This window comes from Anaerostipes sp. PC18, assembly GCF_039789045.1.
GTDB lineage: Bacteria > Bacillota > Clostridia > Lachnospirales > Lachnospiraceae > Anaerostipes > Anaerostipes hominis.
This window is the reverse complement of the sequence record NZ_CP121164.1, coordinates 1813510-1828510: the sequence shown is the minus strand read 5'-3', so window position 1 is coordinate 1828510 and position 15001 is coordinate 1813510. Positions and strand designations below refer to the sequence as shown.

Here is a 15001-nt window from a genome sequence, read left to right as displayed (position 1 = left end):
TCACTCTATATCGGAACCGGGTTTTGTCAGAATATGACCGTATTATTATCGGAGAACAGTATCAAAAAATCGCCGAGATCAATAAGGAATTGAATCAACAGGTGATCCGTGACCGTCTGACCGGGCTTTTTAACCGCAGTTATCTGGAAACTTCCCTAAAAGAACAGTTCCAGACCGTACAAGAGAAGCTCGGAAACATTGCATGTATGATGATTGATATTGATTATTTTAAGCAATATAATGATCGGTTTGGACATATATCCGGAGACCAGTGCCTGAGAACTTTCGCAGGCTTCCTGGAGAAGGAAGTGCAGAACAGGTCAGGAAGCCTGATCCGTTATGGCGGAGAAGAATTTCTCGTATTCTTATTTGGGCAGGGTGCTGAGGAGGCGGAAGAAACTGTGTAAAATTAAAAACAAGTAAACTGCCTCAGCAGACATAGACCAGTCTTGCTTCCGGAAGACGCAGACTCACATAGTCTGTCAGCACCGACTCTGCTTCCAGACGCAGTTCCTTCCGGTAGCGGTATTTTCCTCTTCCGCCTCCGGACATAGACTGATTGTCATAGAGGTCCGGGACCTCCGGAAATGCCTCTTTGTTAATAGCATTCTGTACAAAACTGTAAGTCATAAAAATCATCTCTATGGTCATCGCCTTTTTTGTTTTTTCTGTAAGCCCGTCGGCCAGTTGATTGATCAAATCCATGTATTTTTCTTTCCATCCATCATTAAGAATGATGGGAGCGATTAGTATTCCTACGGGATATCCGGCCTCACACATAGCGTTGACTGCCCGTATTCTCTGATCCAGAGGTGAGGTTCCAAGTTCGATGTGGTCGATGATCTCCTGAGGGTTGACGCTCATTCGAAAAATGGTTTTTCCCTGATGGTCAAGGCCGAGCAAAGGTTTTACAGATGCAAATTTGGTCGGAAACGTAATCTGTCCTCTCCCTTCACGGGCGAAAGCAGGTATGACCCATTCCAGATTGCCTGTGATCATATTTTCTAAGACAAGATCGCTGTTGGAGCCTATCTCAAATGTCTGGGGATCAGCTCCTTTTTTTGAGTTCTTTATCAACCGTTCCATCATCTCTTCCCGGTTTACGAAAAGCCTTAAATAGGCGCATTTATTATAATTGCATACCAAATAACAATAAAGGCACATGGCAGTGCATCCGGACGAGGTGAATGGGACCAGATAATCGGATATCTTATGGTTTTCCGTATATCGGTGGGTTTTTCTTGTGCCGATGATCAGGAAGCGTTTCATTTTTGGAAAATCGCTGTTGGGCCTTTGGGTCATCTCTTCGATCCGGTTATGGCTTTTGATCTCATGCCAGGGCAGATCCGCAAAATCTCTTTTTAATTTTCGGCCGAGGGGATAATCAAAGATTCCTGGTTCATGATATACGGCGGTAAATAATCTCATAAGCAGTTCTCCTTTTCGTATTTGTTTTAGTATTCCAGAAAAAAACGAGATATATTGATTGTTGTCTGATTTTTGGTAAGGATTTCATTGGAAATAATAGAAAATTTTCTAGTTAAAACAGATTTATTATGTTATAATAAATGAAAACAGATTTGTTTGCATGTAAAATGATGGGAGTTATAAATTGGATGAATATTCAGCGTTGATGATACATATAAAAAAGAGAATGAGGTATGAGCCCGCAGAGGAGCAGAATCTTCAGATTTATCTGACCAAAGTGGCGGAGCAGCTGAACAGCCTTTTTGTGGATAGCATGATATTTCCGGTGATCTTCGGAAGGCATGACGAACTTCAGGGCCTGTTTACATCTTCAATGTCCGCAGCCTCTTATTTCCGGCTTTTTGAGATCATGTGTTATCCGGTCGCCGTCACCGGAGGGATCGGAATCGGAGAGTGGACGGTACGGATAGAGGAAGGGACTTCTGCGCAGCAGCAGGGACCAGCCTATGACCGGGCAGAAGAGGCCATGAAGACTGCTGCAAAGAAGAAGACACAGAGGCTGCGGATCCATTCTTCCAGAGAAGACGGCATGGCAAACTATCTTCTGAATGTCTCCAAGGACATGCTGAGCGCACAGAATTCTATCCAGAATCGTCTCCAGCTGATCGCAGAGATCCTGTACCCGTTTGTTGAGAACAGGACGTGGATACGATTTGAAAATCATGGTCTCAGGCTGCTGACATTGAAGGAGAATTTTGGGCCTGCGAAACAGATGGTTGATAAGATCGCAAAAGTGCCGGAACAGACGATCTCCTGGAAGAAGAACGTTTATGTCCAGGAACCGATCTTCATCACTGGCGAAAAAAAGGAAGGAGAAGAAGCTGTCATTCTTAAAAATGTTTCCAGCAACATTGCGGTGACCGCAAAGAAAAGCCGGCAGAACGTGGAAACGATCATGAAACGGGGGAAACTGCTCACGATCCGGATCATGGATTATATGGCACTGCAGTATATAAAACGGTATTACTGAAAAGGGAGAAAGAAATATAAGTATGGAAAAGAAGGAAAAAAGATTTGCTCTTTTAATCGACGCTGACAACATATCAGCAAAATATATCAAGCCGATTTTGGACGAGCTGTCCCAGTACGGCAACATTACATACAAGAGAATCTACGGCGACTGGACAAGTACGCTTCATGCCAGCTGGAAAGAGGAACTGCTGGCCAACTCCATCACGCCGATCCAGCAGTTTTCTTATACACAGGGGAAAAATGCGACGGATTCAGCAATGATTATCGATGCCATGGATATCCTTTACACCAACCGGGTGGACGGCTTCTGTATCGTCTCCAGTGACAGCGACTTTACGAGGCTTGCCAGTAGGATCAGAGAGACAGGACTCACTGTGATCGGCATGGGTGAGGGGAAGACTCCCCCGGCTTTCCGTAAAGCGTGTGATGTTTTTACAAACCTGGAACTCCTGATCGAGGACAAAGAGGAAAAGGAAAGCAAACCTATTGGCCGCAAGGATATCGAGGCAGCGATCCATTCTATCATCACTGACAATCAGAACAGCGATAAAGAGACGACGCTGGGAGAGATCGGGACAAGGCTGTTAAAGAGATATCCGGACTTTGATGTGAGGAGCTATGGCTACAGTCTGCTCTCTAAATTTCTGGAAGAATTCGATCATTTCAGGCTGATAAAGGATGGCAATATTGTCACTGTTTCTCTGAGAGAAGATATTGACATGAAAGAACAGCTGGACCACTATGTGACGGCGCTGGTGAAAAATACAGGAAAGAAGGGGCTTGATCTGTCTGATCTTGCAAATAAAATTTATGCAGAATATGAGAACTTTAAGGTGCAGGACTTTGGATACAACCGGTTCAGCTCATATGTGCGGAGCATCCCGGGCATGCAGCTGGAGAGCAAGAACAATATTACAAAAGTAACATTTTCAAAAAAATAATACCGCTAAGGCAAAAAAATTTTCTAATAGAAATACGAAAGCAGATAAATATACAAACCAAACGAGGTATTTTAAATATGAGAATTTTTTTATGGGAAATCAGGGAAGAACAGGGTTACAGTTTGAGAAATCTTGAAAAATATACGGGCATCAGCCATATGCATATCTATGATATTGAAAGAGGGCTGGTCAGTCCCACGTTGGAGGAAATCGAAAAGCTGGCGGGAGTCATGAGGATCAGTCCTTACCGTCTGTTTGATTTTCGTCCGGCCATACAAGTTAATTCCAATTAAAGAGACTGCTGCAAAACGCGCATGAGTGCTTCTGTTTGAAACAGAATATCGGGTTTTGCAGCAGTCCTTTGTCAAACGAATATGAGGATCATTGGTATTAGAGATCTCTTCCACAGCGGCCGTAAAAGGTTAAAAGATAAAGTCCGCAGATGCCGACCAGATCATAGACGAGCCTTGAAAGCATCGTCATGCTGCCGAAGAGAAAAGCTACTAAATCAAACCGGAAGAAGCCAATCAGGCCCCAGTTGACCGCACCTATAATTGTAATTGTCAGTGCTATATAATCTAATGTTTTACTTCCCATAGCAACCTCCTTTTCTATTTATAATCTTCCCAGTCTTAGAAATATTATGCATGATATTTTGGCACTATGGTCAAAATATTAATTTCCGCCAGGACCGTCTTTTCTGGGACGTTCAGACTCGGGAAGAGGCTCCACGATATGCGGACGTTCTTTTTTTGCGTCTTTTGGTTCCTGCTGTTTATGCCTGTGGCAGTTGGATTCGTGCATTGCGATCACTCCTTTCTTTTTAGTTCTCTTAGTATGTTTGCAAAAAGTCCGGACTATACAGTATAATAAAGACAGAAACTACGAATATAGATTGAGATTAGGATAGGAGGGATTTTATGGTGGGAAAACAGAAAAGCACCTGTGAGTCTTGTGTAAATTATGTGTATGACGAGATGTGCGGTTACTATGTATGTGACGTAAACCTGGACGAAGATGAGCTGATGCGGTTTATGACATATTCTAATTATAACTGTCCGTATTTTCAATTAAATGATGAATATAGTATTGTTAGAAGACAAATTTAAACAGGAAAAGATGTATGAAGTTAAAAAGAAATCGTATGGTATCCTGGACAATGGTCATTTTGATGATGGCGGTGATCTTTTTATTTTCTGCGAAGACGGCAGATGCGTCTGAGCAGATGAGTATGGGAGTAACCCAATGGATATCAAAGCTGATCGGGATATCCCCGGCAGAGGCGGGAACATTCGGAAACAGCCTATATGATATGCTGTCCGTCATGGACCACTATGTGAGGAAGACAGCCCACTTTTTGGAATATGCACTGCTCGGAGTGCTTGTGTGCCGGGCTTTGAGGATTGATGTAAAGAAAAAGGCCCATCTTCTGGGTGCGGCATTGGCGTTTTGTTCTATCTATGCCGTGACAGATGAACTGCACCAATATTTCGTACCAGGAAGAAGCTGTCAGGTCAAAGATGTCATGATCGACAGTTCGGGTGCTCTGACCGGCATCTGTCTTTGTATGCTGGCATGTTTTGTATTAAAAAAATTAAAGGATAAAGCGTAGAACTTTCCTATGAAAGATTAGGGTGTCAAAAGACATATTAATAAATATCTGATTTTGTTTGTACCTTGAAAATTTAACACGAATTGGTTTGAGAATATTAAATTTAGAACAATCAACAGAAGGTGAGCTTGATGTTTTGAGTATTAATTATGCTATCTCTTTTTCAGAGGCACAATAAACCAAGCTATTTTCATAATCCAATAGCTTTTGAAAATTCAAAGCTGCGACTTTGAATCCGAAATGCAGACGAGTCTGTTTTTTGCCATGTGTTGGGATTTTGTCGGCATGATATTTTCTGCGAAGCAGTGAAGGTAATGATTCTACTCCATTTCGGAAATGTGCATACTGCTTGAATTCTTCTGTTTTCATAAAACGAAGTTGTTTTGCTCGATTGACTGCTTTCCAAGACAGTTCTTTTAACGCATTGTTTTGGCGTAAACGTGGTTTGCATTCTGCCAGGTATGGACAGTCTGCACAGTCACATTTTTTAAACAACGCATCACAACGGTCATTGTGCTCATCATAGCGGAACTGATATGGCTTTTTATGATTGATACACTCCAACAGTTCATGCCCATCTTCGCTAAAAATAAACTCTGCAAAAATATCAGCCGGTTTTCTCCCGGTAAAATTCGTAGTGATAAGTCGGATTCTATGTTTAGCAGCTTCGGCAACATTAACCTCACTGCCGTAAGCACCATCGGCAATCAGTAATACTTCCTGTTTATATATCGGTTCCTTGGCTAAATGATCCTTCATGAATTGGCTGTCTCCGTATATGTTTTGTTCGTACGCATAATCGGTGATCAGGCTTTTGTTTTCCCCTACGGTTTCTGTGAGATTTGCTACGTATCCTAAATGTTTACCTCCTGCTTTTTTTCGGAAAGTGGCTTCCGGATCAGATGGATTTAACAACACTTTTGATGGATCCTCTTTTTCCTTTTTTTCACGCAACCTGCGGGTCCCATCGTCATTGAAGATGGTTTGTTCTTTGAGTAAACGTATCAACAGCTGATATTCGCTGGTATCATCAAAATCTCCTTCGCAGAGTTCCAGAAGTTTTTCGGCATCATGCATTACAACAATTGTTCTTTCGTTAGCATCTAGCTTACGCTGGTGATAGATAAACGCATTGTAATCATCCTTTTCCACATAATGTTTTTGCTTTTCTGGAAGAGTAACCCCTCTGCTAACCATAACTTTTGCTAAATTTGCAGTACAAGTATAGAAAAGCTCTAATAGTGAAAGATTCCGGATATTTGCCGCGATCATCATACTGTCCATTCTCTGCATAGAAGGGGTAAGCCCCATAAATTCAGATATTTCTTTTGATAAAGAGGTAACACATATATGAATCAGGTCAATACCGGTTTCTGTTTCATAAGCAAGGCATCTTGCACGAAATCTACTCAGAGTTCTGTCGCTCAAGGGCTGTTCTTCAAAACTAGTAGTATGAAGAGCATGCTGATACCGTATATCAAACATTAGAGCCTGAACAAGTTCATCATCACTATCACCAAGTGCTTCTTTGAGAATCAATGCACCAACGATGACATTTACGGGAGTATTTGGACGAGAAGCTTTACTACTATACAATACAGAAAATATATCTTCGTTTATGGCAGGAAAAATCCTATCCGAAAAAGTCTTTGCCCATGATTTTTCAAGAAACCTACGTTCTCTTTCTGTCAGGTTAAATGTGCTGTCAGTCAACGACATTTGTTGACTATTATTTGATACAAAACACATGCGAATCACCTCGATATTTGATATTTATATTTTACCAAATGTTCGGATGGATTGATATATCGTGTTAAATTTTCAAGGTACAAATTTATATCAAAGGTCAATGACCTTTTGACACCCTAATCCTATGAAATGAAAAAACACCCCGGATGTCAGATTTTTCTGATATCCGGGGTGAAATTTTTGGTGACAGCGGCAAACAAATTATATAAGATCCCTTATCTCCCTGTGACGAGATTAATCAGATCAGAGCCAAGCTGTTTGGAATCTTTCGGAAAGTACAGGGTAACTGTGTCTTCACCGCTTTTGATATTCTGTTTGGTCAGTGTGAAAGTCTTTGTCTTCATGTCGGAAGACGGTTTCATACTTTTGAAACCTTTTGCCACGTTTTTGATCAAAAGTTTCTGAGCATCTTCTTTCGTCTCGATATGCTGAGGCTTCAATGCATCTACTGTTTTTTTCTTGGCGTCCTTAAATACGGATAAGTAATCAATATACTGTGATTTTACAGTGACAACAGCCTCTTTCTTTTCCTGCTCTTTCACGGATACTTCATATTCAAGACTGGACAAAGCCTGGGAGAGTGCATCAAAGATATCTTCAGCGTCTTTTGTGGTCAGTGTGATGCCCGCAGATTTGAAGCTGTTTTTCAGTGATGAAATCGTAGACTCCTTGTATACACTCAGGGTATCACTGACTTCGGCAGAGTCAATGCCCAGATCTGTCATGGCATCTGCTTTATGGCATACGATCAGCTGATAAAAAGCATCCATGGATTTATCTGCATCCGGGGCTTTTTTTGTGCCGCATCCGGTCAGCAGAGTCACTGCCAATAAGGCTGTTATAATCAAGGACATCAATTTCGTATTTTTCTTCATAATTCATTTCCCCAATCCTGTTTGTTTATAATGAATACTCGTTTCATTATAAAGGTTAGAAGGAAATGTGTCAATAAATGACGAATAGAATCGAAGGACCGAATGTTTCCCATAACATTTTCATGACCGGAGTTCCTGGATCAGTCTGCGGAGCTTAGACATGATCTTTCGTCTGTGTATGCCGGTATAGCCCGTTTTTTCTGCAGAGAGGAACAAATACTCGCGGTAAAGAACGACGATATCCGGCTGCGAGATCTCAAGTACCGTAAAAGGATCAGACAGATGTACCAAAAGGGCGCGGTGATTTTCTTTCAACATGAGTGTACTGTCTGGTTTTTTGAGAGCAGGCTGTTTCCCTTGGTTCAGAGACTGCAGACCGGCTTCTGGCAGATTTATCAACTGCCCTGCTCAGTACGCTGTCCGGTGACCTGTCGGTGTTTACCAGAGCAAGAGCGGATACATTTTTTATACTTGTCCCATACAATGAGGACCGTGCGCTTATGGCTGCTGACAGAAAGTGCATACGTGAAGGATTCAGAAAAGTTTTTATCTGTTATAGAAAAGGTGAACCAGAAAGGATTTATTATTGAAATGGATGACATTGGGAGCGGTTACTCGTTTCTTAATACACCTTCAGAGCTCCACATTGATGTTATGAAACTGGATCTGAAATTTTTGCGGCAGACTGAGGATAACCGGCGGCGTCAAAAAGTAGTGGAGTTTGTCAGATGCCCCTGAACTTCAAGTCATCGCAGAAGGGGTAGAGACAAAGGAACAGGCACAGATGTATAAGAAGATGGGTGCTGTCATGCCCAGGGATATCTGTACGGATGTCCGATGCCGGAGCAGGAGTTTATAAACTATTTATCAGGAGAAGAATTGTAAGCAAAGCTATTATGCGGATTAAGTATAATAGCCTTTTGCATGAAAAACGATGGAATACTGCACACTATGACTACTGCAGGATATCTACTTGAAGTTCTTGTTCAAAATGTATATAATATTTTAGATTGTATAAAAGCAGATGTTTCTATGACAGGGCTGCAGGAAAGCCTTGATCATATTGGGAGGAGAATATAGAAAATGAGCAGTCAAAACTATGACGCAAACAGTATTTCTGTACTGGAAGGGCTGGAGGCAGTCAGGAAGCGGCCCGGAATGTATATAGGAAGTGTTTCGACAAAGGGGCTTAATCATCTGATCTATGAGATCGTAGATAACTCAGTGGATGAATTTCTTGCGGGACACTGCGATGAAATCACGGTAACACTCAAGGATGACGGGACAGCAGTGGTCGAAGACAACGGCAGGGGCATTCCTGTCGGGATCAATGAACAGACCGGTCTTTCAGCGGTGGAGATGGTGTTTACCATGCTTCATGCCGGAGGAAAATTCGGAGACGGGGGATATAAAATTTCAGGAGGACTGCACGGTGTGGGGGCATCTGTGGTCAACGCCCTTTCTACCTGGCTTAAAGTGACGGTCAAACAGGACGGAAAAATCTATGAGGAATGTTTTGAGAGAGGGAAGGTTACAGAACCGCTGAAAGTCATCGGAAGCTGTAAAAAGTCGGAGACCGGGACAAAGGTCCGGTTTCTGCCCGATCCCGAGATCTTTGACAAGACCTATTTCAAAGCCGCTATGATCCGCAACCGTCTCCATGAGACGACTTATCTGAACCCGGAATTAAAGATTAATTATATTAATGAACGTTCAGGGGAAGAGACGGAAGTTTTATATCATGAGCCTGAGGGGATCTGTGCCTATGTAAAGAAGCTGAATGATGGTAAGCATGTGCTGCATGATCCGGTCTATTATAAGAGGGAGATCAACGGAATCGAAGCGGAGATCGCCTTCCAGTATACGGAAGATTTTGGTGAAAATATTTTAGGCTTCTGCAATAACATTTATACCACGGAGGGCGGTACCCATATCACGGGATTTAAGTCCAAATTTACGGCAGTGATGAACCAGTATGCCAGGGAACTGGGTGTATTAAAGGAAAAAGACGCAAACTTTACCGGGGCAGATGTGAGAAACGGCATGACCGCAATCATTTCCGTAAAGCATCCGGAACCAAGGTTTGAAGGTCAGACAAAGACAAAATTGGACAATCCTGATGCCAGTAAAGTGGTCAGTGAAATTACCGGAGATGAGACGGTATTATTTTTTGATAAAAACCTGGATACCTTAAAAAAAGTCCTTGCCTGTGCGGAGAAATCTGCAAAGATCCGCAAGGCTGAAGAAAAAGCGAAGACAAATCTTCTTGTGAGACAGAAGCTCTCCATTGACAGCAACGGAAAGCTATCTAACTGTGAAAGCCGTAAGCCGGAAGAGTGTGAGATTTTTATCGTCGAGGGAGATTCTGCCGGAGGCTCTGCGAAAACTGCCAGAAACCGCCGAACTCAGGCCATTCTGCCGATCAGGGGAAAGATCCTGAATGTTGAGAAGGCTACCATGGACAAGGTCTTGGCTAATGCAGAGATTAAAACGATGATAAACACCTTTGGGTGCGGATTTTCAGAAGGGTACGGAAACGATTTTGACATCGAAAAACTGAGGTATCAAAAAATTGTGATTATGACCGATGCCGATGTGGACGGAGCCCATATTGCCACCTTGCTGCTGACATTTTTCTACCGGTTTATGCCGGAGCTGATTACCCACGGACACGTTTATCTGGCAACACCTCCTCTTTATAAGGCAATTCCTAAGAAAGGAAAGGAAACTTATCTGTTCGATGATACCGCGTTGGAGAAATACAAGGCTGCTCATAAGGGTCCGTTTACCCTTCAGCGGTATAAGGGCCTCGGAGAGATGGATGCCAGCCAGCTGTGGGAGACGACGCTGGACCCGGAGACGAGGACATTAAAGCAGATTGAGATCGAAGATGCCAGAATGGCATCCGATGTGACCTCTATGCTGATGGGCAGTGAGGTTCCGCCGAGAAGGCAGTTTATTTACGATAATGCAGGCGATGCGATGTTGGATATATAGAAAGGGAGAAAGATGGCAGAACATATCATTAGGGCAGAATTTTCCGAGGTCATGCAGAAGTCGTATATCGACTATGCTATGAGCGTTATTTGTGCGCGTGCCCTCCCCGACATTCGGGACGGTTTAAAGCCCGTACAGCGCCGCGTCCTGTATGCCATGGATGAGCTTAATCTGAGGTATGACAGGCCGCACAGAAAATCTGCGAGGATCGTCGGAGACACGATGGGTAAATATCATCCCCACGGAGACGGCTCTATCTATGAGTCTCTGGTAGTCATGGAACAGGAATTTAAAAAGGGTATGCCTTTGGTGGACGGACATGGAAACTTTGGTTCCATCGAGGGTGACGGGGCCGCGGCCATGCGTTACACGGAGGCAAGACTGAAAAAGTTTACCCAGGAGGTTTATCTTGCGGATCTGGATAAAAATATAGTAGATTTTATATCCAATTTTGACGAGACAGAGAAAGAACCGGAAGTGCTTCCGGTCAGAGTGCCGAATCTTCTGATCAACGGCGCCGAGGGGATCGCCGTCGGTATGACCACCAGCATTCCGACTCATAATCTGGGCGAAGTGGTCGATGCCATGATCGCGTATTTGGAAGATGAGTCAGTGACCAATGAAGATCTGCTCACCTATATCCAGGGACCGGATTTTCCGACCGGAGGCCTGGTGGTCAACAAAAAGGACATAAAAACAATTTACTCTGAGGGCCGCGGAAAACTGAAACTCCGGGGGAAAGTAGTCTTTGAGCCGGGGAAGAAGCGCGGGGAAAAGGACAAGCTGGTCATCACAGAGATACCATATACGATGATCGGCGCCAATATCGGGAAATTTCTTTCTGATGTCGTAAACCTCGTGGAATCTAAGAAAACGACGGATATCGTTGATATTTCCAACGAATCCTCCAAGGAGGGTATCCGCATTGTTCTGGAACTGAAAAAAGGGACAGACATAGAACGCCTGAAGAATCTCCTGTACAAAAAAACAAAGCTTGAGGATACCTTCGGCGTGAATATGCTGGCCATCGTCGACGGCCGTCCGGAGACTCTGAGTCTTCGGGATATCATAGCGCATCACACAGAGTTTCATTACGGGCTTGTAAGAAGAAAATATCAGACTCTTTTATCCAAACTTTATGACCAGAGGGAGATTAAAGAAGGCTTGATCAAGGCCTGCGATATGATCGATCTGATCATTGAGATACTGAGAGGGAGCAAAAACCTGAAAGAGGCAAAAGCATGTCTTACGAAGGGTGAGGTCGGAACTATCAGGTTCAAATCATCTGAATCCATGATCGAAGCCTGCAAGCTGTCTTTTACAGAGAAACAGGCAGAGGCGATCCTGGACCTGCGCCTCGGAAAGCTCATCGGATTAGAAATCCTGGCTCTCAAAGAAGAATATGAAGAGATCGTTGCCAAAATAGCCGAATATGAGGATATCCTTCATAATCCGGCATCTATGCAGCGCGTTATGAAACAGGATCTCACGAAGATTAAAAAAGAGTATCAGAGAGAGAGAAGAACGGTGGTAGAGGACGGAGCCGAGGCAGTTTATGAAGAAGAACCGCTGAAAGAGGAGCAGGTTTATTTTGTCATGGACCGGTTTGGCTATGCAAAGACCTTCGACAAGGCTACCTACCAGAGAAATCAGGAGAATGCAGCCAGGGATTATAAATATATTGTTCCGTGTATGAATACGGATAAGATCTGTATTTTTACAGACACCGGCGTAATGCATCAGATCAAAGTGCTGGACATACCGGCAGGAAAATATAAAGATAAGGGAACACCGATCGACAATCTGGGCAACTACGACAGCTCCGACGAAGCAATTATCGCAGTTCTGGCAGCGGAGGAAATGATACATGAAAGTCTTTTCTTTGCCACGGAACAGGGGATGTTAAAGATCGTTTCGGGAACGGAATTCCAGGTAACCAAAAGAACAGTATCCGCCACAAAACTGTCGGACGGAGACGCACTCCTCTCGGTAAAGCCGCTGAAAACCGACGGTGGCCTGATAAAACCGGATATGGTAATATTAGAGACAAAAGAGGGGGTTTTCCTGCGGTTTTCACTGGAAGAGGTGCCGGAAAAGAAAAAAGGTGCGGTAGGCGTAAGAGGCATCAAACTGAATAAGGATGATATACTGCTCCATACTTATCTTATGGAGGCCGACGGCATTACATCCATAGATTATAAAGGAAAACGTCTGGATTTCAATAAACTGAAGCTTGCAAAACGGGATACGAAGGGTTCTAAAATCCGGCGCTGAGAAAAAGGAGAGAAGCGATGACGATTGATCTTGTAATTCCAACTTATAAACCAGGGGAGAAGCTTTTTGAATCTCTCCGGCGCCTGTCGAGGCAGACGGTTACCTTCGGAACTATCTTTCTGATCAACACGGAGGAGGAGTATTTTCCTGAACATCTTACAGAGCAGTATCCGAATGTGGCAGTAAAGCATATAAAAAAAGAAGAGTTTGACCACGGAGCCACAAGGGATTACGGAGCTTCACTTTCTGATGCGGAGATCATTGCGTTTATGACCGATGATGCGGTGCCCAGAGACAAATATATGGTGGAAAATCTGCTGAAGGCTTTTGAGGACCCCAGTGTGGGAGCCGCTTATGGGCGCCAGATGGCGGACCCGAAGGACAATTATCTGGAGTATTATACGAGGAGCTTTAACTATCCCCCGGATAGCTCCATAAAGACAAAAGCCGACCTGCCAAAGCTTGGGATCAAGACATTTTTCTGTTCCAATGTGTGCAGTGCATACAGGAAAAAAGATTATGAAGCTATGGGCGGATTCATTCACAAAACAATATTTAATGAGGACATGATTATGGCTTCCAGGCTGATCGAGTCAGACAAAGCCATTGCATACCAGGCAGATGCCGCCGTATGGCACTGGCACAACTACCGCTGTTTTGACCAGCTGCACAGGAATTTTGATCTGGCAGTTTCACAGGTATCCTACGGAGGACTGTTTCTTGAAGTCTCTTCTGAATCGGAGGGGATGAGGATGGTCCTTCACACACTGAAACATCTGCTGTTTACCGGAAGATTTTTTAAGATTCCTAAATTCATGGCGGATACGGCGTGTAAATTCATAGGCTATAAGCTGGGCAGCAACTATAAAAAACTCCCCAAAAGCCTTATCCTGAAACTTACGATGAACCATTCTTACTGGGATTCGTATGAAAAGCTTTAGATTTTCTTAACATTTCTGGTTTAGTTTTCTGTTACAATAGATAAAATTACAGACATACGTTTGGAGGATAAGGAAATGGGAAAGAAATTTAAAATTGTTATGGCTGTCTTCCTTGTATTTGCTCTTTCAATAGGAGGAGTTCTTGGATACTATGATGCAAAATTAGAGGCTTCGGTGACACCGAAGGGAAACTTAAGCAAAGTAGATGTGGGAGACGACGTTAAATTTGATAATGATGTAGTCAACATCCTGCTGGTCGGTTCTGACCGCAGATCCGACGAGACCGAGGCAGGAAGGTCGGATTCTTCTATGATCGCCACCATCAATATGAAGACAAAAGAATTAAAGCTTACCTCTTTGATGAGGGATATGTATGTGGATATTCCGGGGCACGGAAGGAACAAGCTGAATTCTGCATATTCTTTCGGCGGAGTGGACCTGCTCTACAAAACCATTGCCCAGAATTTTGATATAAAGATCGACAAATACTGTGTCGTAGACTTTTCAACATTTGAGAAGGTGATCAATGAGGTGGGCGGCATCGAGATCGACCTGGAAGAAAAAGAGGCAGACTATCTGAATACGACCAATTACATTTCAAAGAAAAAATACCGCAATGTAAAAGCCGGAAAACATGTCCTGAACGGGAACCAGGCTCTCGGTTATTCCAGAATCCGTTATGTGTCAAACAGCAGGTACGGAGACGGCGAATTCGGCCGCACCGGCCGTCAGAGAGCGGTCCTGGAAGCTACTTATAAAAAGATCATCAGGCAGAATCCGATGAAGATCCTGGATATCGGGTTCAATGCACTGGACGATGTGTCCACCGATATGAATGCAAGTTATATCAAAGGCCTGGTGACTTCTGTTGTTCAGTTCGGAATTCCGAAGGTCCAGCAGATGAGGATTCCAATCGAGGGCACTTACATGCAGGGCCGGGCACAGAGCGGCATGTTTGTCTTCTTCATCAATTTTGATGCGAACAAGGCGGCAATGGAGCATTTCATCTTCAGCAAAGGAAAAGAAGAGGATTTCGCATCCAAATTCGGCGGATATCAGAATATAGAAACTTACGGATACCCTGCAAAGCCGGATTCAGAGGATGCGTCAGAGAGTTCTCCCGGAAGCTATAAGAGATAATTTTTCACACTT

General features: G+C 43.5%; 18 protein-coding genes. 12 read left to right on the top strand and 6 right to left on the bottom strand.

All coding sequences use genetic code 11. The features are described 5' to 3' along the window. Positions 1–23 precede the first annotated feature (23 nt). A complete protein-coding gene (locus tag P8F77_RS09935) occupies positions 24–407 on the top strand; it encodes a GGDEF domain-containing protein (RefSeq protein WP_024727493.1) in 384 nt (127 codons plus the stop codon). A 22-nt stretch (positions 408–429) separates the two neighbouring features. On the opposite strand, the gene P8F77_RS09930 is transcribed toward P8F77_RS09935, so the two are convergent. After that, positions 430–1428 (bottom strand): spore photoproduct lyase family protein, encoded by a 999-nt coding sequence (locus tag P8F77_RS09930; protein WP_287519944.1) that lies wholly within the window; start codon positions 1426–1428, stop codon positions 430–432. A gap of 184 nt (positions 1429–1612) precedes the next feature. On the opposite strand from P8F77_RS09930, the gene P8F77_RS09925 reads away from it, so the two are divergent. The 3 genes from P8F77_RS09925 (at position 1613) to P8F77_RS09915 (ending at position 3694) form a co-directional block, all read left to right on the top strand. Further along, positions 1613–2458, top strand: coding sequence for a hypothetical protein (locus P8F77_RS09925; RefSeq protein ID WP_024727495.1), 846 nt, complete (start codon positions 1613–1615; stop codon positions 2456–2458). Between the two features lie 22 nt (positions 2459–2480). Next, positions 2481–3401, top strand: a complete 921-nt coding sequence (locus P8F77_RS09920; protein ID WP_287519942.1) for an NYN domain-containing protein — start codon at positions 2481–2483, stop codon at positions 3399–3401. Positions 3402–3478: 77 nt separating this feature from the next. Next, a complete protein-coding gene (locus tag P8F77_RS09915; RefSeq protein ID WP_009289583.1) occupies positions 3479–3694 on the top strand; it encodes a helix-turn-helix transcriptional regulator in 216 nt (71 codons plus the stop codon). A gap of 97 nt (positions 3695–3791) precedes the next feature. Here P8F77_RS09915 and P8F77_RS09910 read toward each other — a convergent pair whose 3' ends face one another. After that, positions 3792–3998: a DUF378 domain-containing protein gene (locus P8F77_RS09910; protein ID WP_024727497.1), complete on the bottom strand. Its 207-nt coding sequence runs from the start codon at positions 3996–3998 to the stop codon at positions 3792–3794. 78 nt (positions 3999–4076) lie between these two features. Then, positions 4077–4205 (bottom strand): hypothetical protein, encoded by a 129-nt coding sequence (locus P8F77_RS09905; protein WP_268876113.1) that lies wholly within the window; start codon positions 4203–4205, stop codon positions 4077–4079. Between the two features lie 116 nt (positions 4206–4321). Here P8F77_RS09905 and P8F77_RS09900 point away from each other — a divergent pair, with 116 nt between their 5' ends. Together P8F77_RS09900 and P8F77_RS09895 are read left to right on the top strand one after the other, a co-directional pair. Next, entirely contained in the window at positions 4322–4510 is a 189-nt protein-coding gene (locus P8F77_RS09900; RefSeq protein WP_148458790.1) for a DUF6472 family protein, read from the top strand. 14 nt (positions 4511–4524) lie between these two features. Continuing rightward, the gene (locus P8F77_RS09895; RefSeq protein WP_051405203.1) at positions 4525–5013 is read left to right on the top strand and encodes a VanZ family protein; all 489 of its coding nucleotides are present in this window, start codon (positions 4525–4527) and stop codon (positions 5011–5013) included. A 147-nt stretch (positions 5014–5160) separates the two neighbouring features. Here the strand turns inward: P8F77_RS09895 and P8F77_RS09890 are convergent, their stop codons facing one another. From P8F77_RS09890 to P8F77_RS09880, 3 genes are all read right to left on the bottom strand, one after another. Continuing rightward, positions 5161–6762, bottom strand: coding sequence for a transposase (locus tag P8F77_RS09890; RefSeq protein WP_347256053.1), 1602 nt, complete (start codon positions 6760–6762; stop codon positions 5161–5163). Between the two features lie 215 nt (positions 6763–6977). Next, a complete protein-coding gene (locus P8F77_RS09885) occupies positions 6978–7637 on the bottom strand; it encodes a hypothetical protein (RefSeq protein WP_270430565.1) in 660 nt (219 codons plus the stop codon). 120 nt (positions 7638–7757) lie between these two features. Further along, entirely contained in the window at positions 7758–8036 is a 279-nt protein-coding gene (locus P8F77_RS09880; protein ID WP_270430563.1) for a hypothetical protein, read from the bottom strand. Between the two features lie 322 nt (positions 8037–8358). On the opposite strand from P8F77_RS09880, the gene P8F77_RS09875 reads away from it, so the two are divergent. The 6 genes from P8F77_RS09875 (at position 8359) to P8F77_RS09850 (ending at position 14989) form a co-directional block, all read left to right on the top strand. Continuing rightward, positions 8359–8496, top strand: a complete 138-nt coding sequence (locus tag P8F77_RS09875) for a hypothetical protein (protein WP_235824578.1) — start codon at positions 8359–8361, stop codon at positions 8494–8496. A gap of 65 nt (positions 8497–8561) precedes the next feature. Then, positions 8562–8717, top strand: coding sequence for a hypothetical protein (locus tag P8F77_RS09870; protein WP_347256052.1), 156 nt, complete (start codon positions 8562–8564; stop codon positions 8715–8717). Positions 8718–8720: 3 nt separating this feature from the next. Continuing rightward, positions 8721–10634: a DNA gyrase subunit B gene (locus P8F77_RS09865; protein WP_024727502.1), complete on the top strand. Its 1914-nt coding sequence runs from the start codon at positions 8721–8723 to the stop codon at positions 10632–10634. 12 nt (positions 10635–10646) lie between these two features. Then, positions 10647–12908 (top strand): DNA topoisomerase (ATP-hydrolyzing), encoded by a 2262-nt coding sequence (locus tag P8F77_RS09860; protein ID WP_024727503.1) that lies wholly within the window; start codon positions 10647–10649, stop codon positions 12906–12908. Between the two features lie 17 nt (positions 12909–12925). Then, positions 12926–13849 (top strand): glycosyltransferase, encoded by a 924-nt coding sequence (locus P8F77_RS09855; RefSeq protein WP_347256051.1) that lies wholly within the window; start codon positions 12926–12928, stop codon positions 13847–13849. Between the two features lie 75 nt (positions 13850–13924). Further along, the gene (locus P8F77_RS09850; RefSeq protein WP_024727505.1) at positions 13925–14989 is read left to right on the top strand and encodes an LCP family protein; all 1065 of its coding nucleotides are present in this window, start codon (positions 13925–13927) and stop codon (positions 14987–14989) included. Positions 14990–15001: the final 12 nt, after the last annotated feature.